The 19,834-nt window shown below is 56.1% G+C and carries 25 protein-coding genes; 12 read left to right on the plus strand and 13 right to left on the minus strand.

Features of this window, described 5'->3' with window-relative positions; genetic code table 11:
* The first annotated feature begins 87 nt into the window (after nt 1–87).
* Nucleotides 88–906, plus strand: a complete 819-nt coding sequence (locus V6N04_RS02730) for a sulfotransferase family protein (protein ID WP_371168577.1) — start codon at nt 88–90, stop codon at nt 904–906.
* Between the two features lie 39 nt (nt 907–945).
* Here the strand turns inward: V6N04_RS02730 and V6N04_RS02735 are convergent, their stop codons facing one another.
* Both V6N04_RS02735 and nth read right to left on the minus strand, forming a co-directional pair.
* Nucleotides 946–1,938: an adenosine kinase gene (locus V6N04_RS02735; RefSeq protein ID WP_371168578.1), complete on the minus strand. Its 993-nt coding sequence runs from the start codon at nt 1,936–1,938 to the stop codon at nt 946–948.
* Nucleotides 1,935–2,579, minus strand: a complete 645-nt coding sequence (gene nth, locus V6N04_RS02740) for an endonuclease III (protein ID WP_371168579.1) — start codon at nt 2,577–2,579, stop codon at nt 1,935–1,937. Before nth ends, V6N04_RS02735 begins: the two co-directional genes overlap by 4 nt.
* A 228-nt stretch (nt 2,580–2,807) precedes the next feature.
* Here nth and V6N04_RS02745 point away from each other — a divergent pair, with 228 nt between their 5' ends.
* From V6N04_RS02745 to V6N04_RS02760, 4 genes are all read left to right on the plus strand, one after another.
* Complete coding sequence (locus V6N04_RS02745) at nt 2,808–3,851, plus strand: heme-binding protein (RefSeq protein WP_371168580.1); 1,044 nt, start codon at nt 2,808–2,810, stop codon at nt 3,849–3,851.
* A 131-nt stretch (nt 3,852–3,982) separates the two neighbouring features.
* Nucleotides 3,983–4,825 carry a methylated-DNA--[protein]-cysteine S-methyltransferase gene (locus V6N04_RS02750; protein ID WP_371168581.1) on the plus strand — a complete coding sequence of 281 codons (843 nt, stop codon included), beginning with the start codon at nt 3,983–3,985 and terminating at the stop codon, nt 4,823–4,825.
* A 144-nt stretch (nt 4,826–4,969) separates the two neighbouring features.
* Entirely contained in the window at nt 4,970–5,623 is a 654-nt protein-coding gene (locus V6N04_RS02755; RefSeq protein WP_371168582.1) for a YiaD family glycine zipper/OmpA-like lipoprotein, read from the plus strand.
* 113 nt (nt 5,624–5,736) lie between these two features.
* Entirely contained in the window at nt 5,737–6,495 is a 759-nt protein-coding gene (locus V6N04_RS02760) for a FadR/GntR family transcriptional regulator (RefSeq protein ID WP_371168583.1), read from the plus strand.
* Nucleotides 6,496–6,580: 85 nt separating this feature from the next.
* On the opposite strand, the gene V6N04_RS02765 is transcribed toward V6N04_RS02760, so the two are convergent.
* The 5 genes from V6N04_RS02765 to V6N04_RS02785 form a co-directional block, all read right to left on the minus strand.
* Complete coding sequence (locus V6N04_RS02765) at nt 6,581–7,144, minus strand: F0F1 ATP synthase subunit B (protein WP_371168584.1); 564 nt, start codon at nt 7,142–7,144, stop codon at nt 6,581–6,583.
* A gap of 5 nt (nt 7,145–7,149) precedes the next feature.
* The gene (locus V6N04_RS02770) at nt 7,150–7,716 is read right to left on the minus strand and encodes a F0F1 ATP synthase subunit B' (protein WP_371168585.1); all 567 of its coding nucleotides are present in this window, start codon (nt 7,714–7,716) and stop codon (nt 7,150–7,152) included.
* 77 nt (nt 7,717–7,793) lie between these two features.
* A complete protein-coding gene (locus V6N04_RS02775) occupies nt 7,794–8,030 on the minus strand; it encodes a F0F1 ATP synthase subunit C (protein ID WP_055188564.1) in 237 nt (78 codons plus the stop codon).
* 59 nt (nt 8,031–8,089) lie between these two features.
* Nucleotides 8,090–8,893, minus strand: a complete 804-nt coding sequence (locus V6N04_RS02780; protein ID WP_371168632.1) for a F0F1 ATP synthase subunit A — start codon at nt 8,891–8,893, stop codon at nt 8,090–8,092.
* Between the two features lie 28 nt (nt 8,894–8,921).
* A complete protein-coding gene (locus V6N04_RS02785) occupies nt 8,922–9,272 on the minus strand; it encodes an AtpZ/AtpI family protein (protein ID WP_371168586.1) in 351 nt (116 codons plus the stop codon).
* Nucleotides 9,273–9,500: 228 nt separating this feature from the next.
* Here V6N04_RS02785 and V6N04_RS02790 point away from each other — a divergent pair, with 228 nt between their 5' ends.
* The gene (locus V6N04_RS02790; protein WP_371168587.1) at nt 9,501–9,824 is read left to right on the plus strand and encodes an ArsR/SmtB family transcription factor; all 324 of its coding nucleotides are present in this window, start codon (nt 9,501–9,503) and stop codon (nt 9,822–9,824) included.
* A 9-nt stretch (nt 9,825–9,833) separates the two neighbouring features.
* On the opposite strand, the gene V6N04_RS02795 is transcribed toward V6N04_RS02790, so the two are convergent.
* Nucleotides 9,834–10,724, minus strand: a complete 891-nt coding sequence (locus V6N04_RS02795) for a LysR family transcriptional regulator (protein WP_371168588.1) — start codon at nt 10,722–10,724, stop codon at nt 9,834–9,836.
* Between the two features lie 113 nt (nt 10,725–10,837).
* Here V6N04_RS02795 and V6N04_RS02800 point away from each other — a divergent pair, with 113 nt between their 5' ends.
* Entirely contained in the window at nt 10,838–11,404 is a 567-nt protein-coding gene (locus V6N04_RS02800; protein WP_371168589.1) for an FMN-dependent NADH-azoreductase, read from the plus strand.
* Between the two features lie 140 nt (nt 11,405–11,544).
* On the opposite strand, the gene V6N04_RS02805 is transcribed toward V6N04_RS02800, so the two are convergent.
* On the minus strand, nt 11,545–11,832 hold the full coding sequence (locus V6N04_RS02805) for a hypothetical protein (RefSeq protein ID WP_371168590.1): 288 nt from the start codon (nt 11,830–11,832) through the stop codon (nt 11,545–11,547).
* Nucleotides 11,833–12,083: 251 nt separating this feature from the next.
* On the opposite strand from V6N04_RS02805, the gene V6N04_RS02810 reads away from it, so the two are divergent.
* Nucleotides 12,084–12,581: a universal stress protein gene (locus V6N04_RS02810; protein WP_371168591.1), complete on the plus strand. Its 498-nt coding sequence runs from the start codon at nt 12,084–12,086 to the stop codon at nt 12,579–12,581.
* Nucleotides 12,582–12,960: 379 nt separating this feature from the next.
* Here the strand turns inward: V6N04_RS02810 and V6N04_RS02815 are convergent, their stop codons facing one another.
* Nucleotides 12,961–15,156 (minus strand): primosomal protein N', encoded by a 2,196-nt coding sequence (locus tag V6N04_RS02815; protein ID WP_371168633.1) that lies wholly within the window; start codon nt 15,154–15,156, stop codon nt 12,961–12,963.
* Nucleotides 15,157–15,258: 102 nt separating this feature from the next.
* Here V6N04_RS02815 and fsa point away from each other — a divergent pair, with 102 nt between their 5' ends.
* The 4 genes from fsa (at nt 15,259) to V6N04_RS02835 (ending at nt 18,450) form a co-directional block, all read left to right on the plus strand.
* The gene (fsa, locus tag V6N04_RS02820; protein ID WP_371168592.1) at nt 15,259–15,912 is read left to right on the plus strand and encodes a fructose-6-phosphate aldolase; all 654 of its coding nucleotides are present in this window, start codon (nt 15,259–15,261) and stop codon (nt 15,910–15,912) included.
* A gap of 138 nt (nt 15,913–16,050) precedes the next feature.
* Nucleotides 16,051–16,758, plus strand: a complete 708-nt coding sequence (locus V6N04_RS02825) for a DUF484 family protein (RefSeq protein ID WP_371168593.1) — start codon at nt 16,051–16,053, stop codon at nt 16,756–16,758.
* Nucleotides 16,755–17,690, plus strand: a complete 936-nt coding sequence (locus tag V6N04_RS02830; RefSeq protein WP_371168594.1) for a tyrosine recombinase XerC — start codon at nt 16,755–16,757, stop codon at nt 17,688–17,690. The genes V6N04_RS02825 and V6N04_RS02830 overlap by 4 nt, the downstream gene beginning before the upstream one ends.
* 61 nt (nt 17,691–17,751) lie before the next feature.
* Nucleotides 17,752–18,450: a CDP-alcohol phosphatidyltransferase family protein gene (locus V6N04_RS02835; RefSeq protein WP_371168595.1), complete on the plus strand. Its 699-nt coding sequence runs from the start codon at nt 17,752–17,754 to the stop codon at nt 18,448–18,450.
* Between the two features lie 11 nt (nt 18,451–18,461).
* Here V6N04_RS02835 and V6N04_RS02840 read toward each other — a convergent pair whose 3' ends face one another.
* From V6N04_RS02840 to pgsA, 3 genes are read right to left on the minus strand one after another with little or no spacing between them, the layout of a single operon-like run.
* A complete protein-coding gene (locus V6N04_RS02840; RefSeq protein ID WP_371168596.1) occupies nt 18,462–18,911 on the minus strand; it encodes a molybdenum cofactor biosynthesis protein MoaE in 450 nt (149 codons plus the stop codon).
* A gap of 1 nt (nt 18,912) precedes the next feature.
* Nucleotides 18,913–19,161: a molybdopterin converting factor subunit 1 gene (gene moaD / locus V6N04_RS02845; RefSeq protein ID WP_371168597.1), complete on the minus strand. Its 249-nt coding sequence runs from the start codon at nt 19,159–19,161 to the stop codon at nt 18,913–18,915.
* Complete coding sequence (pgsA, locus tag V6N04_RS02850; RefSeq protein ID WP_371168598.1) at nt 19,154–19,828, minus strand: CDP-diacylglycerol--glycerol-3-phosphate 3-phosphatidyltransferase; 675 nt, start codon at nt 19,826–19,828, stop codon at nt 19,154–19,156. Before pgsA ends, moaD begins: the two co-directional genes overlap by 8 nt.
* Between the last annotated feature and the right edge of the window lie 6 nt (nt 19,829–19,834).

Here is a 19,834-nt window from a genome sequence, read left to right on the forward strand (position 1 = left end):
TAAACAGTGTTTCTTTGCTTTTTTCTGCACTGTACTGTGATGAATTGAATTATCGGTCCGTTTTTGGACCCAGGAGATATTGAGTAAATGGGTTTTCCCGGCACCTGGATGACTGAAAGTGAAAGCGTCGTGTATCGGGTTGTTCCGAAATGCGCCTGCTCGACGATCGGTCAGATCATGTATTATTCCGACCATGGCGAGTTTTTCGACGGCGACATCCATGACAGCACCCAAGGCCTGCACAAATGGGCACAAGAAGGTTCGCAGCCGCTGATCGAAGCAAATGCGACCGGGCACAAAAGCTACGCATTCACCTGTGTGAGGAACCCCTATACCCGGATATTGTCCAGCTTTTTTGACAAGATTTGTGGCATCCAGCGCAACGGCCGCCGCTATCGTGGCAACCTGGTTCCGCTGTTGATCCAGAAATATGGGATCGAGGTTGGTGCCCCCGAAAATGGATTTGAGTTCGACCAGATCAAGAGCTTTCGGCGCTTTCTTCTGTTTGCACGCGACACGATCCGTTGGCGCAAACCGATGGACCCAGACATTCACTGGTCGGCGATGTCCGGCCATGTGTCGACGTTCATTGCCAATGGCGGGACATACGACCAGATCATGTGGACCGAAAGGTTCAACGACGGGATGCAGCAAGTGCTGGACCACATTGAGGCACCCCACGACATCGTTCTGTCAGATATCCCGAGATTCAACGAAAGCGAGGGCCACGGCCCGAAGCGCGCCCACCCCGTTGAGGATTACTTCGACGATTTGTCTATGCACCTGGTCTATGAGATTTTCAGTCGCGATTTCGATCTGTTCAAATACGATTTCGAAAACCCGGGCAACAAGATGCCAATCGGCGAGATTGATCTGGATGAAGTCCACGCCAAGCTCGGAGATTAGGGACCGGGCGCAAACGTTGCGCCCGGAATATCCTCTTGGTCAGACCAACCCCTTGTCACGTAGAAGCGCATTCAGATCGCGATCCGCACGCGGGCCGATATGGCGGATTACTTCACCCGCAACAGTGCAGCCCATTTCGCCACAGGTGCGAAGGTCAGCGCCTGTCGCCATTCCATACAGGAACCCAGCAGCGAACCCGTCCCCTGCACCTGTTGCATCGACGGGAATGATACGCTCTACCGGAACGTCGACCCGTTCTTCTGCTGTGATGATACTGACGCCATCACCGGAGCGGGTGCAGACCACCATTGGACAGATCGCAGCAGTTTTGGCGATGCCGTGTTCAAGATCGTCCGTTTGGAACAGCGACTTGATTTCTTCCTCGTTCCCAATGACATAGTCCAATTCATTCTCGATCAACGCTAGGAAATCGTCGCGATGTCGTTCCACGCAGAACGGGTCAGAAATCGCGATCCCTGCCTTACCGCCAGCGGCTCGGCAAGCCCGTGACATTGCGATAAACGCCTGCTTCCCTTTGTCCTTGTCGAAAAGATAACCTTCAAGGAATACGATCTCGGCGTCGGCGGCGACCGCGTCATCCACATCCTCTGGCCCCAGCTCAGCCGAGATACCCAGATAAGTGTTCATCGACCGCTCGCCGTCCGGCGACACGAAGATCATCGAGCGTGATGTCGGAAGTTCGCCACCTGGAACAGGGGGATTCACGAAACGCGTACCGTCCATCTCCATCGCCTCGGCATAAAAATGACCCAGCGCATCGTCATGGACCCGTCCCACAAATCCGGTCGAAAGCCCAAGATTACCAATTCCAGCAATGGTGTTCGCAACTGATCCACCCGCCGCCTGTTTTCGCTCTTTCATTGCGGCATACAGGACTTCGGCGCGGTCGCGCTCGATCAGTTGCATGATGCCTTTCTCAATGCCCATGTGTTCCAGAAAGCTGTCATCTGCCGTGGTCAACACGTCGACAACCGCGTTTCCGATGCCGACAACTTGGTACTTTTTCGTCATAAGTTCTTTTCCTCGAACGGGCAGAGATCCCGGATGATACAGTTTCCACACATAGGTTTGCGCGCCTTGCAGGTATAGCGACCATGAAGAATCAGCCAATGATGCGCGTGTTGTTGATAATCGGCAGGAATGTTGTCTTCAATCGCGCGCTCGACAACATTCACGTCTTTTCCCACAGCGATCCCCGTGCGATTGCCGACCCGAAAGATATGTGTATCGACCGCCTGGGCTGGCACACCCCACCACATATTCAGAACCACATTCGCTGTCTTGCGCCCGACCCCAGGCAGTGATTGAAGGGCCGCGCGTGAGTTCGGAACCACACCGTCATACTCTTCGGCCAGAATGCGACTGAGCTTGATGACATTTTTCGCCTTTTGCCGATAAAGCCCGATGGTCTTGATGTGTTCGATCAAGCCCTCCTCACCCAACGCAAGCATTTTCTCGGGCGTATCCACGATTTTGAACAGCTCGCGCGTCGCCTTGTTTACTCCCACATCCGTGGCCTGCGCCGATAGCGCAACAGCAACCACAAGCGTAAAGGCGTTGACGTGGTCAAGTTCACCTTTCGGTTCGGCCTCCGCTTCATGAAAACGATCAAAGATCGCGCGGATCTGGTGGTATCCAAGTTGCTTTGTCATCCAAGGACGGTATGCACGGATTTGCGATGCGGGCAAGGAAATGCTGGTGGATTATAATCAGCGGAACCACGCCGAAATGCCCCGCCAAACAGCAGGGTTCACGCTGCCTTCATGGAAATTTTCCCGTTATTGTGGTATGCATATTGGGTGCCAGTTTTATTTTGGGCACAACGTGTCACTATTTTTCGACGCAATTACAATGTTTTAACATATATATGAGGTTGTATTATGCCTACTGAAGCACTTGCCGATAAAATGCGTACCTATCACCGCTCGGTCGAAGTCGCCCAACAGGGTGACGATGATCTGGGTCCATTTAAACTCCTACCCGGTGTCTGGAAAAACGGCGACAGCACCCGCGGACGAGGCTGGAACATGATCGCGCTGCCACATGGCACCGAACCCGACAGCCGTATTAACTATCGCGTGTTGGTCAACCAGTATGAAGAAACGCTTGAGTTCACGATGGTGGACAAGGCGGTTCCGAACCGGGGGATCAAACGTCCTAACCCGGAAAGCGGTGATCCAACGATCAGCGATGATCAATTCGTGGTCACCATTGACTATCAGCAAACCATCTCGCAAATCGCAGCGGACGATCGCCCGGTCAGCGGCAAAGCCGGCCCGGCCAATCTGGCCATTCACCACGAACCCGGCTTGTTTTTGCACATGACCAATCTGACAACAAACAACTTGGACGTGGCGCGGCTGGGCACGATCCCTCATGGGGATTCCCTGTTGGGATTGGGCACCGCCGAGGTGATTGACGGAGCGCCGACCATTCCAGCGGTCAATAGTCTTCCGATTGGGGCGACGCAGAACCTGAACAGTCCGTACCTGACACCCTACAAGCACTTCACCGACAACCCTTTCATGGGCGTCATCACCGATGCTGGATTTCCTGGCTTCGACCCGGTGAATCCACATCTGCTGCTGCAGTTGGGAATGCCAGGGAATGTGAAGCGGACCACCGTGCTGCCATTCAATACCGAGCTGGAAGACGCTGGCATCGTCAATATCCCGTTCATCGTGGATCAGGCCAATGCTGCCGTGATGGATTCAACCTTCTGGATTCTCGAACTGGACGAAGAGGGGTTTGATGGCGGGCCGAAACTGATGTTGATGTATATTCAAATCGTTGGGCTGGATTTCTTCCAGCGGTTTGACGGCACGCCCGGACTTATCCGGTGGCCGCATGTCAGCATCAACATGATGGAGAAGGTTGGGCCGCCCGAGGAAACGCCAAAGTATCGGACCATTCCGGCGGTCTAAGCACAACCAAAGCCATTGCCTGCGCGCGGAGCATGCTGAATACTTCGCGCGCATCGTTGATTTGCGCAGGATACGGGTCGACCTTTTGCACAGCATGTCTAGGCTGAAGGATGCGAAAGGAGACCCGACTGATGTCAGAGAATAACTACCACTACGATGTCATACGCCGTGCGATAGACGAAATAGACGCCGCAGGTGGAGAGACATTACCGTTAGAGGATTTGGCGGCCCGCATGGATATGTCGCCTGCGCATTTTCAGCGTGTGTTTTCGCGATGGGTGGGGATTTCGCCCAAACGCTACCAACAGTTCCTGACATTGGGTCATGCAAAGACACTTTTGCAAAACAGATTCTCGACACTCGACACGTCTCATTCGGTTGGGCTTTCAGGACAAGGGCGTCTACATGACTTGTTCCTGCGTTGGGAGGCGATGAGCCCCGGTTCTTACGCAAACGGGGGCACGGGCCTGACGATCCGCTGGGGATGGTTTGACAGCCCCTTTGGTCCAGCCTTGGTCATGGGCACGAGCAAGGGCATCTGCGGGCTGGGATTTTCGGCCGAAACCGGAGAGGCAGTCGCCATGAGCGACTTGCGTTCGCGCTGGCCCAACGCAACCTACCTTGAGGATCCAGAGGCGCTTAGACCATGGGTGGAGCATGCATTCGATGGACGTGGCATGACCCCACTTCACCTCATAGGCGCGCCCTTCCAGATCAAAGTGTGGGAAGCCTTGCTGAGCGTGCCTTCAGGTCATGTCACCACCTATTCGCAGATCGCTGAGAAAATCGGATCGCCGCGTGCCGTGCGTGCAGTGGGAACGGCGGTAGGACGCAATCCGGTTAGTTGGCTGATCCCCTGTCACCGGGCGTTACGAAAATCGGGGGCACTTGGGGGGTATCACTGGGGACTGCCGGTCAAGCGCGCACTTCTGGCTTGGGAAACCGCCGAAGTTGAGGACGCCGCGAGCGCCTGAAATCTGAAAGGTTTTTCGGTTTGGGACCGAAGCAGAGATCCGCCGAAATGCCCATGTTTGCGCCAATATCAGGGCTTGATATTCGATAACAATCGGCGTTCATGTAGGGAAAAGAACAACATGAACACATTGAGGAAAGCAGACATGTTCCAAACCAAGCCCTTATTGATTCTTGGCACCATTGGTGTCCTGTCCATCACTGCCTGTACCTCGCCCAACGGTGAATTTGGGCCTCGTACAAAAAACGGTGCCGCAACCGGCGCAGCGATCGGTGGGATCATCGGCGCGATCAGTGGGGATGACAACAAGCTCGGCAGTGCAGCCTTGGGTGCGGCCATCGGCGCAGGCCTTGGTGGTGCTGTTGGAAACTATCTCGATAAGCAAGCGGGTGATCTGCGCCGTTCGATCAGCAATGATCGCGTTGGCATCGTGAACACCGGCAACGAGTTGATTGTCACCATGCCGCAAGACATCCTGTTTGCAACAGACAGCACACAGGTCGGCCCGGCGCTTCGTGGCGATTTGGGCGCAGTAGCGCGCAACCTTCTCGATTATCCGAACTCGGTGGTCGAGGTCGTGGGCCACACTGACAATGTCGGCAACGCGGATTACAATCTGGACTTGTCGCGCCGTCGCGCGGCCTCGGTTGCATCGATCTTGCTGAACAATGGTGTGCCGTCATCGCGGGTCGTTACCATCGGCTATGGCGAGGATCGTCCGATTGCCTCTAACCTGAATGCTGCTGGTCGCCAGCAGAACCGTCGGGTCGAAATTATCATCCGGCCAATTCGCAACTGATAAACTGCATCAAAGCACACATTATAAAAAGCCGGGCATCGTCCCGGCTTTTTTCATTGAGGCCCATCCATCTATGTGGTCATATAATCTGACCAATTCATTCGAGGGCCGCAATGCCATTTCAGAAAATCGCCGCCGGAAAGCTATCTCAGTCTGTTGTAGATCAGATCGAGTTATTGATCTTGCGCGGGATTCTGCGACCGGGTGAACGGCTGCCTTCAGAACGCGACTTGTCGGAACGCATGGGCGTCTCTCGCCCTTCTCTGCGTGACGCGATTGCTGATCTTGAGGAAAGCGGCCTGCTGTCCCGGCGCGCAGGTGCGGGCATCTATGTCAGCGACAGCCTTGATAGCTCATTCCCACCTGCTCTGACCAATCTGTTCTCGCGCCATGATGAAGCCGTCTATGACTACATTGCCTTTCGTCGTGATATGGAGGGTCTGGCCGCGGAGCGGGCTGCCAAGTATGCATCCGACACCGATCTAGAGGTGATCGGCGAACTGTTCCAGAAAATGGAGAATGCACCAGAAGGTCGGGGGGCCGATCTGGACAGTAATTTCCACATGGCCATCATCGAAGCCAGTCACAACGTGTTGATGGTTCACATGATGCGCGCGATGTACGACCTATTGAAGCAAGGTGTGTTTTACAGCCGTCAGGTGGTGATCCAGATCACCAACACGCGTTTGGATCTTCTTGAGCAGCACCGCAACATTAACGATGCCCTTCAGGCACGCAATCCCGCCGCAGCCCGAGCCGCCGTCGAAGCACATATGGATTTCGTGACGCAAGCCTATACAGATTTACGGCGAGCCGAACGGAACGAGGACGTTGCCCGGCTACGGCTGTCGCGCGAAGAGGAGCGCGGCTGACGCAGCTTCGTGTGCCCTTGATAATGAAGAACCCCGGCCAGAGCATTCTCGGGCCGGGGTTCTTTGTATCTTGAATTAGGTCGCGTTAGTGCAGCTTGGTTTCCACCGTCTTGATAGCGTCCTCGATCAGCTTGTTGCCGTCCGTGGCAGTCATCTGCTTGGCGATCACGTCGCGCGCTGCGCCGACGGCCACTTGAACCGCGCTGTCACGCACCTCTTTGACCGCAGCGGTCTGAGCAGACACGATCTGATCCTCTGCAGCCGCCAACCGGCGCGCAATCGAGGCTTTCAGATCTTCCTTGGCCGCAGCCGCTGCGTTGGAAGCTTCTTCCTTGGCATGTGCGACGATACGTGTTGCTTGCTCAGCAACTTCCTTTTGCTTCCGCTCATAAGACGCCAGAATAGTCTGGGCCTCTTCACGCAAAGCACGGGCTTCTTCCAGCTCGGACTTGATGCCTTCGGCACGGTTGTCCAACTGCGAACCGAGCATCTTGTGGACACCCATATAACCCAGGAAAGTGATGAACAGCAGAAATGCCAGCGTCACAACCATGTTGGTGTTGGACAGGTCTGTCCAACCCGCACCGTCCGCCGCAAAAGCGGGAGCAGCCAACATCACCGACAGAGGGGCAATGATCAGTTTTTTCATCATCTTCACCCCTTCATCCGTGATGTCACTGCAGCAGTGACGGTTTTGGCATCAGCCTTATATCCCATGGACGCAAGGATTTCCTTGGCGGCGTCCTTGGCCACTGTTTTCACACTGTCGACGGCACCCGCACGGATCTCTGCGATCGCGGCTTCGCTTTCGGCAGCCTTCGCGGCAATCTCGGCGTCTGCCTTGGCAGCAGCCGCATCAACGTCAGCCTGAATGTCCGCCCGTGCTTCGGCAACGATCTTGTTTGCCTCTGCCCGCGCGTCAGCCAAAGCCTTGTTATAGGCCTCTTCAGCTTCTACAGCTTTTTGCTTCAACTCTTCGGCCGCGGCCAAATCGTTGGTGATCGTGCCCCGACGTTCCGACAGCACCGCTTCGATCCGAGGCAATGCGATCTTGGTCAGAACAAAGTAGATCACGACCAGCGTGACCAACAGCCAGAAGATCTGGTTCGCAAAGGTCGAGAAGTCGAGCTGCGGCATACCCGCGGCTTCAGCGGCTCCATGAGCCTCCGCAGCCTTGCGCGCGCCTTCTGCAGTTTCTGCGCTATGTGTGTTGCTTGCCATGTCTTAAGTCTCCAGGAACCGGATTACTTAGGGCGAAACGACTGGCGCTTCGCCCCGGCGTAAGGATGGTTCAGGTCTTAGACAGCAAACATCAAGAGCAGAGCGACCAGGAACGAGAAGATGCCCAGAGCTTCTGCAAATGCGATACCGATGAACAGGGTCGCTGTTTGTGCGGCAGCTGCCGACGGGTTGCGCAGAGCACCGGCCAGGAAGTTACCAGCAACGTGGCCCACACCGATAGCGGCGGCACCTGAACCGATAGCTGCCAGACCTGCACCGATGAATTGACCCATTTGAGCGATATTGCCTTCCATTGTGATTTCTCCTTACGTTGGAATGCTTGAATTAGTTGGATGAGCGGGCTGCAACCGACTTAGTGTGACGGATGCAGAGCGTCTTTCAGATATACGCAGGTCAGGATGGTGAACACGTAAGCCTGAATGAAGGCCACGAGCACTTCCAGTGCGTAGACGGCCGAGATGGCCAGGATGGGCAGGAAGCTGAACACGCCCAAGGCGGCAGCGAAGCCTGCGAAAACTTTGATCACCGCGTGGCCAGCCATCACGTTACCAGCCAAACGAATGGAATGGCTGACGGGGCGCACGAAATAAGAGATCAGCTCGATGATCGCCAGAACCGGGCGCAGCGCCAGTGGCGCGGCCGAGACCCAGAAGAGGCCAAGGAAACCCATGCCGTTCTTTACGAAACCAAGGATGGTCACGAAGAAGAACACGATCAGCGCCAGAACGGCGGTGACGGCGATGTGGCTGGTGGGCGTGAAGCTTGTTGGGATCAGCCCCAAGAAGTTGGCAAACAGGATGAACATAAACAGGGTCATGATGCCCGGGAAGTACTTGACGGCGTCTTTGCCTGCCACGTCCTCGACCATTTTGTAGACAAAACCGTACGCTAGCTCAGCGACCGACTGGCTGCGTGTTGGCACAATCGCACGACCGCGCGACCCAACAACCAGCAACAGGATAATGCCAACAATCGCCAACATCATCCAAAGTGTTTGGTTCGTTGGTGTAAAGGCTCCGATATGGTCACCACCAAAGAGCGGCTTCAGCTCAAACTGATCCATCGGGTGGATCGCAAGACCGGGATGCTCAGGAGCGAAAATCAAGCCCGATACAAGGACCAGCGCCAGCACAACAAAGAAAGCGATCTTGATGATCGGGCCTGCGCCCTGTTTTTCGCTTTGTTCAGCCACGTCTCTTTCCCTCTTCTTCTTCGGAAACCTGCGCGTGTTGCACTTCTTCCGCTTTCTTCTGCATCTGGGCCGCTGTTGACAGCATGACCTTCATGCCCGCTGCGAAACCCAACATTGTAAACAGCACCATGAAGATCGGTATGGTGCCGAATAGCGCATCCAACCCGTATCCGATGCCAAAGCCGATGATAAGACCGACCGTAAGCTCTATGACCATCTGCCAGGCGAACGACGCCTGATTGTAGGCCGCGTCGCCGGTTTTCTCTTCCTCGTCATCACCCTTTGCCTGTTTCAGGCGCGCCTCGAGCTCTTTCAGACGCTCGGGATCGGGTTCGTTAGACAAGAAAAAACCTCCGTTGACGGTTGCTGCATGTGCTAAGCGCTGACGGGCCTTGAGTCAACGACGTTTAACTATCACGCAGGCAGATTTAAGCATCTGAAATATAATGATATTTATGCTGTCGCAGAATCCCAGAAACCGTTTTAGTCATCGAAATCAACGAATTTTAGGCGTTGGGTGAAGTTTAACCATTTGGTTGACGATCAAGCACACCACTTTTAACCCGTAGTCATGGATACTCGCCTTGACCTTGCCTTCGCCGCCCTGTCTGACCCGACCCGGCGCGCCATATTGACCATGCTATTGGAAGATGACATGGCCGTCACAGACGTGGCCGAGCCGTTCGAAATGTCTTTGGCAGCGATCTCCAAACACTTAACGATCCTGTCCCGTGCGGGGCTGATCAGTCAGGAAAAACGCGGGCGGGTGAAGTGGTGTAAACTGGAGCCCGACGCCCTGCGTGACGCGTCCGTTTGGATGCAGGGGTTCGGTCAGTTTGAACCCGTCAATCTGGATGCGTTCGAAAAGTTTTTGAAAACAGAGCTGTCTGATTAAATGCCCCCGCTACGGCAACGACATGCCCGGCTCGGTTTCAGCCCAGCGCTGTGCTGCCTCCTTCAGATCGGACAATATCGCTTGCACTTTGGCAGACCGATGAAGGTCAACATGGGTCACCAACCAAACCGATGAGACCCACTCCGGCTTCGGCTCCATCACTTCAACAGCGCCTTGCAGCGCGCCCCGCATCGCGAACCCAATGCCTGCGCCTGCGGTAATCGCTGCCTCCATTGCACGATCATCTGCGACTTGAAACCGTATACTCTCGGTCGGGATCTGGTCAGTCAGCCACTTTCTGAACGGAGCGCGACTCGCGATGTAGTCTAGGCCGACGAACCTATGTTCACTTAGATTGTCGGCCGTTGGCATTCCATACCGCTCAAGATAGCTAGGCGCTGCATAGAGACCCAGTGACATCTTCAATAATGGCTGAACCACGTTGTCCAAATCTTCAGGAGCGTGCCCTGCGCGCAGCGCCACATGTGCTTCACCATACGCTAATTTGAACAGCCGAGATCCTGTCAGTAGTTTGATATTCACCTCTGGATGCTTGATCTGAAACTTCGTCAGCACCGGTGCCAGCAGTGGGGAAAACGACGTCAGCGCCGTCACAACAAGGTCGCCGGTCACACGCTCCCCCTGCCCTTTCAATCGCCCGCCCAATTGCGAGAACTGCTCATCGGTTGTCCGTGCGATTCTCGCTAGATCAGCACCTGCCTCCGTTGGTGTATATCCACGCGCATGCCGTTGGAAAAGTTTGACACCAAGACGCGTTTCTAGCGCGTCGATGTGACGAATGGCAGTCGCGTGATGTATTCCAAGGGCGTCGGCCGCACCGCTAACCGTCCCCGCCCGCGCAACATGATAGGCCGTTCGAATTTCGTCCCAGTGATCCATTTGAAAGCCCCGCGTCTTATTGTGCTATTTTGCACATACTATGTTCGAAAACGAATATTGTGTTTATTTTTGCAAATCCACACATTCGCTTCAACACAATACTGGAGCACACCATGACACATATCCTACGTATCGACAGTTCGGCCCGTCACGAAGGCTCGGTTTCGCGCGCCCTTGCCGACAAGCTGTTGGCCCGCACCCCGGAGGCAACCGTCACACAACGCGATCTGGCCGACGGCATACCCCACCTGGATGCTATCTGGACCAAAGCCACCTTTACCCCACCGGAGGAACGCACCGCCGAAGAAAACGCGGCCCTCGCCCTTTCGGACGAACTCATCGCCGAGGTGCAGGCCGCCGACGTCATCGTGATTTCGGCCGCGATATACAACTTTTCAATCCCATCGACCCTTAAAGCTTGGATCGACCATCTGGCGCGAGTCGGCGTCACGTTCCACTATGGCGAAGACGGCAATCCCGTGGGGCTGATTAACGGCAAACGCGTGGTTTTCCTGACTGCATCGGGCGGCACCCCAGCCGGCGCACCGCATGACTTTGCAACGCCCTACTTGAAGTTTGTTCTGGGCTTCATGGGCATCACCGACGTCGATGTCATCTCATCCCCTGGCGCAGACGGTCGCGCAGCTGCTGAAGTCCAGCTAGAGAAGCTAGCCCTGTAAGGAGGGCCCGGCCGGGGCGTTTGTGAGCAGGCGCCCCACGAAAACCCCAAAGAATGGACGCCCGACGGCTCCACCACGGGCCGCACGACCAGCACGATCAGCACTTACGAGCTGGACAACCTGCGCAAGCTTGATTGATCCTATGACCGACCGCCTAGCAGTTTTATGTCATCAATAGCTTGGCACAACCGATCAATTCCTTCTTCGACGCGGTCATGGCGTATCGAAGACACGCCCAAACGAAAGAAATTGACGCCCTGCGAAGCTTTCGAAAAACAGGGAAACATGGGCTCGACGATGACCCCGCGCTCTAATGCAGCCCGTGCAATCGACTTGGCATCCAATCCATCTTTGTCGTCTGCCAAGATAAAGTTCGTGCCGCCGAACTCTCCAGACTTCAGCAAGTCAGGCAACTTATCCCGGAGCACCACATCCGCTAGATGCCACCGCTGTTTATAACATTGACGGACCCTACGAAGCAGCGCGTCATAGTATCCAAGCCTAATGCAGGTGGCCGCCGTTTGTTGGAGGATCAAAGGCGGATGCCGACACATCATACCGCAGCAGTCGCGCGCGGCGTCGATGAACTCGACTGTCTGAAGTCAGCGCTTGTGGGACCACTTAGGGCCATTTTCTAAGAGAGGGTTTGTTGCTCATCGTAGCTACTGAGGAGTGGACGATGAGAAAGACAACGAAGAGCCCTGGCGAGAAGATCGTCAAGGATATCAAGCGCGCCACACGCAAGCATTATTCTAGCGAAGAGAAGATCAGGATCGTGCTGGATGGACTGCGTGGTGAAGATAGCATCGCAGAGTTGTGCCGCCGCGAGGGCATATCACAGGGCATCTACTACAAATGGTCCAACGACTTCATGGAAGCCGGGAAGAAGCGGCTGGCTGGGGACACGGCGCGTGCCGCAAACACCGATGAGGTGAAGGAACTGCGCCGGGAGGCAAAGGATCTCAAGGAAGTCGTCGCAGAGCAGACGCTCGAGGGAATTGACTCCTATGTAATGTCTGGCCATTCGACCAATTCGGTACTCTGTTGGGCAAATAAGAACAGTGTTGATTGCATCGTCGTTGCGTCACATCGAGCCGGGCTATCGGGCCTTTTGCTGGGATCAGCTGCGGCGCGCGTGGTACGCCATGCACAGTGTAGCGTGGTTGTGCTGCGGTAGCATCAAGCACTTTGCGACGAATGCTCCAGCGCTAACTTAGTTTGTGCTACGGCATCCGCCTCCGATGACGCGTACTACATTACAGTGATAGCATCTCGGATTAATCTCCCCGCACTACTACCACCGTGCCGTTCCGTCGTCCAATTGCTGTCCTTCGCTTCAGCTCATTAGGCCGCCAAACCGTCTAGAACACTTCTGCAGGCTATGACGTCACCATAGAAATCGGTGTTGGTATGATGTACGTTCTCGTCCTTGAAGGTGTCGCTGACGGTCTCAACTGTTATTCATCCAAACTCGTGGTCGTCGGCTTGCACGGGCGAAGTAGATACCGAATAAACCAGCGCGTCGCCGGGTTCTTAGCTTTCAAATCACAGCGACCTCAATAAAAACTCTGCGGATCAATATCCACCGACACCCGCATATCGCCCTTGACTGGGAACTGCGCGAGCCAGCGTTTTAGTGCGGCTTGGATTGGCGCCGATTTCTCGGCTTTCACAAGCAGGCGTACACGGTGGCGTCCGCGCACGCGGGCGATGGGCGCTGGGGCGGGTCCGTAGAGTTGCGCTCCGATTTGGATAAGCGGTTCTGACCGGCGGGCCATTTCTGCCCCTAGGTCGAACACTGCCTGAATGTCGGGCGAAGACAGGACGATCCCGGCCATACGTCCATAAGGCGGCACACCCGCAGCTTGACGTTCGGCCGCTTCGGCTTTCCAAAACTTCTCTTCCTCCCCCGCAAGGATCGCGCGGATCACCGGGTGTTCAGGCTGGAAGGTTTGCAAAAGGGCGACGCCCGGTGTTTCTGCCCGCCCGGCCCGCCCCGCCACCTGTCGGATCAGTTGGAAAGTCCGTTCGGCAGCGCGCAGGTCCGAGCCTTGCAGGCCGAGGTCTGAATCTATCACACCCACCAATGTCAGCTTTGGAAAGTTATGCCCTTTCGCAACCAATTGCGTGCCGATGATGATGTCGGCCCCACCCTCGGCGATCAGCTCGATCTGTTCTTTCAGCGCGCGTGCCGATCCGAACAGGTCTGACGACAGCACTGCCACGCGGGCATCGGGAAAACTTGCGCGCACCTCCTCGGCCAGTCGTTCCACGCCCGGACCGACCGGGGCCAACTTGCCCTCGACCTCGCATTCTGGGCAGGCCTCGGGCATCGGTTTCGTCTCACCGCATTGGTGGCAGACAAGACGTTTTTGAAAACGGTGCTCCACCATGCGTGCATCGCAGTGATCGCACCCGATTTGATGCCCACAGGCGCGGCAGATCGTGACCGGTGCATAGCCACGCCGGTTGATGAACAGGAGCGATTGCTCACCCTTCGAGATGCGCAGAGTTACGGCGGCTTTCAATGTAGGTGAAATCCAACTTTGCGATGGCAAATCTTCTTGCCGCATGTCAATCGCGCGCATGTCGGGCATCACAGCCGGGCCGTAGCGGCTTGTCAGCTCAATCCGATTGTATTTGCCAGCTTCGCAATTGGCCCAGGTTTCCAGCGACGGCGTCGCCGAAGCGAGCACTACTTGCGCGTCACAGATGGATGCCCGCAGCACCGCCATATCCCGTGCCGAATAGAGCACGCCATCTTCTTGTTTATAGGAGCTGTCGTGCTCCTCATCGACAATGACCAGTCCCAGATCGCGGAACGGAAGGTAAAGCGCAGATCGGGCACCAACGACGAGCGAGGCATCCCCCTGCCCGACCATGCGCCAGCACCGGCGACGCTCTGTCATTGTCACCCCTGAATGCCACTCAGCGGGGCGTGCGCCGAAGCGTTCTTCGACTCGTTTCAGGAATTCGGCGGTCAGGGCAATCTCAGGCAACAGCACCAGCGCTTGGCGACCCCTGCGCAAGCAGGTCGCGACCGCTTCCAGATAAACTTCGGTCTTGCCCGCACCCGTGACGCCGCGCAACAGCGTGGTGCCATACCGACCCGCCCGCACGCCGTCGGTCAACTGCTTGGCTGCGGCGGCCTGATCTTCAGTCAGTTCTTTGCCGGGCAGGCTGGGGTCAAGTCGCGGATACGGCATATCGCGGGGAGTATCTTCTTCTCGGATCGCGCCCAGCTTCACCAGGCCTTTCACAACAGAGCCGCTGACACCGGCCAGGTCGGCCAGTTCTTTCTGGGTGAAACCTTCGCCATACCGATCCATCAGCACGTCCATCACCTTGGCGCGCGCATCGGTCAGGCGGTTGGGGCGATGGCCCGACGCCTTGAGCACTTTGCGCATAGAAGGTGGATCACTCAGCCCCGGCGCGCGGGTGGCTAGGCGTAGCATCTGGCTCATCGGTGTTAGCGTATAGTCGCCAACTCGCGTTAAGAACTCGGCCATCTCTGACCGCATTGGGACCGCATCCAAAACCCGGTTCACGACCCGCAGTTTGGACGCATCAAACCCACCTTCGCCCGGGCCCCAAACCACCCCCAAAACTTTGCGCGGGCCCAGCGGCACCTCGACAAAATCGCCTTGCACGCAGCCCCCTTCGGGCGCGCGGTAGGTCAGGATGCGATCCAGCGGTTGGGCGGTCAGTACGCCAACCCTCGCGCCCTCCGAAAACTGCTCAATATCGCTCATACAGCCAGATTCCCCGTCATCAGACGCACCATAGGGGCTTTCTGCGCGCGCGCCCATGGGGTATGAGAGCGCAAACACGTAACAGCCCTAGGAACCGCGCACATGAAATTCTTCGCTGACACCGCTGATATCCCCGCCATCAAGGAGCTTAACGACCTTGGCATGGTTGATGGCGTCACCACCAACCCTTCGATCATCAAGAAATCCGGCCGTGACATTCTGGAAGTGACCAAAGAGATTTGTGACATCGTGGATGGTCCCGTCTCGGCGGAAGTGACCGCAACAGACGCAGACACCATGATTGCCGAGGGCCGCAAGCTGGCCAAGATCGCCGATAACATCGCGGTCAAAGTACCGCTGACATGGGACGGTTTGAAGGCGTGTAAAACGCTCACTGACGAAGGCACAATGGTCAATGTCACGCTGTGCTTTTCGGCCAACCAAGCACTGCTGGCTGCGAAAGCCGGAGCGACCTTCATCTCGCCCTTCATTGGTCGTCTGGACGATATCAACTTGGATGGTTTGGAACTGATCGAAGACATTCGCACCATTTATGACAATTACGGGTTCGAGACACAGATTTTGGCAGCTTCTATCCGGTCAGCCAACCACATGAAAGACTGTGCGCTTGTTGGCGCCGATGTGGCAACCGCGCCCCCGGCAGTCATCGAAGCAATGGCCAAACATGTGCTGACGGACAAGGGGCTCGACGCCTTCTTGGCCGACATTAAGGCCGCAGATATCAAGATTCTGTAAACCAAACACGGATTTCGGACTGTTACGAGGGGGCCACGGCCCCTTCTTTCTGTTTTGACAATGTGAAAAATCTGCCCACCCGCATCCAATCGTGGTGTATGTTCTTTCAAAACGAAAAGAATAAATCCGAGGCAGCAGATGAACGTACCAGCTACGATCGATGATGAATTGCGCGCACATTTGATCGCGCAACCCGAAACCATTTTGGACGACCCAGAGGTCATGCGCGCCCTGATCGCCGCGAACGAGCGCATCATGGGCGAAAATATCGTCGACCTTCGCGGGATCGCGATGGATAGGCTTGAGACACGGCTGGACCGGCTTGAAAATACCCACCGGTCTGTCATCGCGGCAGCCTATGACAATGTTTCTGGGATGAATCTGATTCATCGTGCCGTGCTGCGGATGTTGGACCCGGCTGATTTCGAACTGTTCATGGCAGACCTGAGCGGTGAAGTGGCCGAGATTTTGCGTGTTGATTGTGTGCGACTGGTTCTGGAAACTGAACAGAACCAAAAGAACAACGCGATCGAACGACTGGGTGATGTATTGGCCATCGCAGAGCCGGGTTTCGTCGATGAGTATCTGGGCATGGGCCGGGATCAGGGCGGGCGGCAGGTCTTTTTGCGCCAAATCCAAGAGCAGGACGAAACCATCTATGGTGACACCGGCTTCTGGGTTCGCTCCGAGGCTTGCATCCGACTTGATCTTGGCGAGGGCCGCCTACCGGGCATGTTGGTGCTTGGGGCTGAGGACGATCAACAGTTCAAGCCGGGGCAAGGCACAGACCTGCTTGGCTTCTTCGGAGGTGTCTTTGAACGCGCCATGCGCCGTTGGTTGTCGTGACTGCCAAAGACACATTATCGATTTCCGCGGGCGCACGTGATGCGCTTGAAGCTTGGCTTGACCACATGCGTGCACTTGGCGGGGCCTCGAAGAACACCATCGCGGCTTATCAGGCTGATCTTACCGGCTTTCTGGCCTTCATGGCAGGTCATCTGGGTGGTGCGGCAGGGCGCGGAGGACTTGCGAAGGTCACGCTTTCCGATATGCGCGCGTGGATGGCACATGAGCGTGGTCGAGGCGTCGGAGCCCGCAGTCTGGCGCGCGAGTTATCCGCTGTGAAAAGCTTCTATAACTGGCTCAGCGAGCGTGACGAGTTCGACGCCACTGCCGTGCTGTCCACGCGCAGCCCGAAATTCACCAAGAAACTCCCGCGTCCCCTGACGCCCGATGCTGCGAAGGCCGTGATCGAAACGATGGGCCAGCAATCTGAGCAAAGTTGGGTCGGTGCCCGAGACATCGCTGTTATTACGCTGCTTTATGGCTGTGGGTTGCGGATATCCGAAGCGCTTGGTCTGACCTGCGAAGACGCGCCTCTAGCCGACACACTCCGCATCAAAGGCAAGGGCGGCAAAGAAAGACTGGTCCCCGTCCTGCCAGCAGCAAAAGACGCGGTCGAGACCTACCGGCGTCTGTGCCCGCATCCCGAGGCATCGGATGCGCCGCTTTTTTGCGGGGTAAGAGGTGGTGCGCTAAGCCCGCGCATGGTGCAGAAAACCACCGAAAAGGTGCGCCTTCAACTTGGCCTCCCCGCCACGGCCACGCCTCATGCGATGCGCCACAGCTTCGCCACCCATCTGTTGACGGCTGGTGGCGACCTGCGGGCAATCCAGGAACTGTTGGGACATGCCAGTTTGTCGACCACCCAAGCCTATACCGCAGTGGACACAACTCGGTTGCTAGAGGTCTACAAATCCGCACATCCGCGCGCCTGATCCGAACCAAGGTGTTAGCTTTCTACTTTCCCCGCTGGCCTTTTTGCGGCACAAAGCCCGCATGAAAATCACGACCAAAGCACTGCTTGTACATCTATTGACCGCCACCGGCGCGGTATTTGCCATGCTCGCCATGCTAGCCGCAGTGGATGAAAAATGGGGTCTGATGTTTCTTTGGCTGGTTGTGGCTTTTGGCGTGGATGGCATTGACGGACCGCTGGCCCGCAAATTTGAGGTCAAGGTCAACGCACCGCAATATGACGGTGTATTGATGGATTTGATCATCGACTATCTGACCTACGTGTTTATCCCGGCCTATGCACTATTCAAGTCGGGCCTCATGCCAGGCTGGACAGGCTGGTTTGCAATCATCGTGATTACATTCACTAGCGTCGTCTATTTCGCGGATACGCGGATGAAGACCAAGGACAACAGTTTTTCCGGGTTTCCGGGATGCTGGAACATGGTGGTTATCGTCCTGTTCGCGACTGAGCCGAATTTTTGGATCATGACCGCTCTGGTGGCTGTTATCGCGGTCGCAATGTTCCTACCTTTGAAATTCATCCATCCCGTGCGGACCGAGCGCTGGCGTGTGCTCAGCCTTCCTATTGCGCTCGCATGGACCTTTTTCGCAGGTTGGGCGGCGTGGGTCGATTTTCACCCGGAAAGCTGGGCCCATTGGGGCTTGGTGCTGACCTCTGTATACTTGCTTTGTGCTGGGATCGCCCAACAAATCATCCCGCCTGCACGTTCCGCTTGAACGGTGGGTGATTAGTCAGACCATCGCTTCAATGCATCTTCGTCATCGACCTTGGCATCGACCCAACCCGAGCTGCCATCTTTGATGAATTCTTGCTTCCAAAACGGCGCGCGGGATTTCAGGTAATCCATCAGGAACTCGGCCGCTTCAAACGCTGCCACCCGATGGGCTGATGCCGTGGCCACCATCATTATCTGCTCACCGGGACGCAGCGGACCATGGCGATGAATCACAAGGCAATCGGCTAAGGTCCAACGAGCAATTGCCTCGTCCACGATCTTGCCAATCGCTTTTTCTGTCATACCCGGATAGTGCTCGATCTCCATCCGATCCAGCGTCCCAGCGTCGTCTCGAACAACACCAGTGAAGCTGACAACGGCACCCAAATCGCTGCGGCCCTGCGCAAATCCGGACAGCTCCCGCCCGGGATCAAACGCTTCAGCCTGAACCCGCACATCCATCTTAGCCGCCCGTCATCGGAGGGAAAAACGCAACTTCCCGCACACCTTTCAAAGGCGCGTCAAAGTCCGCCAAGTCCTGATCTAAAGCCACGCGCAAGGCCGAGAGGTCGGCAAACGCCGCCGCATACCGCGGTTCGCGTGCCCGTAGCTCGTCAACGAGTTCTCCAACAGTCTTTGCCCGTGTTTCGATCTTTTCACGGGGTTCACCGATGCGTTCGCGCACCCATGCGAAATACATGACCTCAACCATCGCTTGGCTCCTCTTTCAGAAATGGCAGCGCTTTGCGGAAATAATCCCAGCCTGTCACGACTGTAAGAGCACCGGCAATCCACAATAGCGTGATGCCGACCCAAGCCGACCAGCGACCGGCCGCCTCGTAAAACAGCAATCCAACCTCGTCCGCGATCGAACCGTTGAAGATTCCATCAACCACCGTCTGATCCATGCCCTGCATTCGGTCCAGCATACTGTGTTGGAATATCCCGGTCGAAAACAACACCGCGATTGCGACCATCTGAACAGTGGTCTTCCACTTTGCCAGATTGGTCACCTTCAACGCCCGCGCTCGATCTCCCAGCGTTTCACGCAGACCCGAGACGAACACCTCGCGATAAATTATCAAAGCCGAGGGCAGCAAAATCCACGGCGTCAGCCCCGCATATCCGTTGATCACCAGCAAGGCGATCAGCACCATTGCCTTGTCGGCAATCGGATCCATCGCTGCGCCAAACAAGCTTTCCAGCTTCCAGGCCCGCGCCAAATATCCATCAAGATAGTCGGTGATCGAGGCCACAATAAACAATATCATGGCGTACCAATCCGCCCAAGGTCGGGCGAAGTACAAGAACATGATCGGCAACAAAGGCGCTGCAATCAGCCGGGCGATGGTCAGTATGTTGGGTAAGTTCCACTTCATGGCTTT

The sequence above is a fragment of the Aliiroseovarius conchicola genome (assembly GCF_041403445.1).
GTDB classification, from domain to species: Bacteria; Pseudomonadota; Alphaproteobacteria; order Rhodobacterales; family Rhodobacteraceae; genus Aliiroseovarius; species Aliiroseovarius conchicola.

Coding starts and splice junctions, on each gene's coding strand:
- pgsA (WP_371168598.1), bottom strand. CDS start 19,828: ATGAAGTGGAACTTACCCAACATACTGACCATCGCCCGGCTGATTGCA.
- V6N04_RS02815 (WP_371168633.1), bottom strand. CDS start 15,156: ATGAGCGATATTGAGCAGTTTTCGGAGGGCGCGAGGGTTGGCGTACTG.
- V6N04_RS02765 (WP_371168584.1), bottom strand. CDS start 7,144: ATGAAAAAACTGATCATTGCCCCTCTGTCGGTGATGTTGGCTGCTCCC.
- V6N04_RS02840 (WP_371168596.1), bottom strand. CDS start 18,911: ATGGATGTGCGGGTTCAGGCTGAAGCGTTTGATCCCGGGCGGGAGCTG.
- V6N04_RS02810 (WP_371168591.1), top strand. CDS start 12,084: ATGAGAAAGACAACGAAGAGCCCTGGCGAGAAGATCGTCAAGGATATC.
- V6N04_RS02795 (WP_371168588.1), bottom strand. CDS start 10,724: ATGGATCACTGGGACGAAATTCGAACGGCCTATCATGTTGCGCGGGCG.
- V6N04_RS02760 (WP_371168583.1), top strand. CDS start 5,737: ATGCCATTTCAGAAAATCGCCGCCGGAAAGCTATCTCAGTCTGTTGTA.
- V6N04_RS02735 (WP_371168578.1), bottom strand. CDS start 1,938: ATGACGAAAAAGTACCAAGTTGTCGGCATCGGAAACGCGGTTGTCGAC.
- V6N04_RS02730 (WP_371168577.1), top strand. CDS start 88: ATGGGTTTTCCCGGCACCTGGATGACTGAAAGTGAAAGCGTCGTGTAT.
- V6N04_RS02800 (WP_371168589.1), top strand. CDS start 10,838: ATGACACATATCCTACGTATCGACAGTTCGGCCCGTCACGAAGGCTCG.
- fsa (WP_371168592.1), top strand. CDS start 15,259: ATGAAATTCTTCGCTGACACCGCTGATATCCCCGCCATCAAGGAGCTT.
- V6N04_RS02750 (WP_371168581.1), top strand. CDS start 3,983: ATGTCAGAGAATAACTACCACTACGATGTCATACGCCGTGCGATAGAC.
- V6N04_RS02790 (WP_371168587.1), top strand. CDS start 9,501: ATGGATACTCGCCTTGACCTTGCCTTCGCCGCCCTGTCTGACCCGACC.
- V6N04_RS02775 (WP_055188564.1), bottom strand. CDS start 8,030: ATGGAAGGCAATATCGCTCAAATGGGTCAATTCATCGGTGCAGGTCTG.
- V6N04_RS02755 (WP_371168582.1), top strand. CDS start 4,970: ATGTTCCAAACCAAGCCCTTATTGATTCTTGGCACCATTGGTGTCCTG.
- V6N04_RS02835 (WP_371168595.1), top strand. CDS start 17,752: ATGAAAATCACGACCAAAGCACTGCTTGTACATCTATTGACCGCCACC.
- V6N04_RS02745 (WP_371168580.1), top strand. CDS start 2,808: ATGCCTACTGAAGCACTTGCCGATAAAATGCGTACCTATCACCGCTCG.
- moaD (WP_371168597.1), bottom strand. CDS start 19,161: ATGGTTGAGGTCATGTATTTCGCATGGGTGCGCGAACGCATCGGTGAA.
- V6N04_RS02770 (WP_371168585.1), bottom strand. CDS start 7,716: ATGGCAAGCAACACACATAGCGCAGAAACTGCAGAAGGCGCGCGCAAG.
- nth (WP_371168579.1), bottom strand. CDS start 2,579: ATGACAAAGCAACTTGGATACCACCAGATCCGCGCGATCTTTGATCGT.
- V6N04_RS02825 (WP_371168593.1), top strand. CDS start 16,051: ATGAACGTACCAGCTACGATCGATGATGAATTGCGCGCACATTTGATC.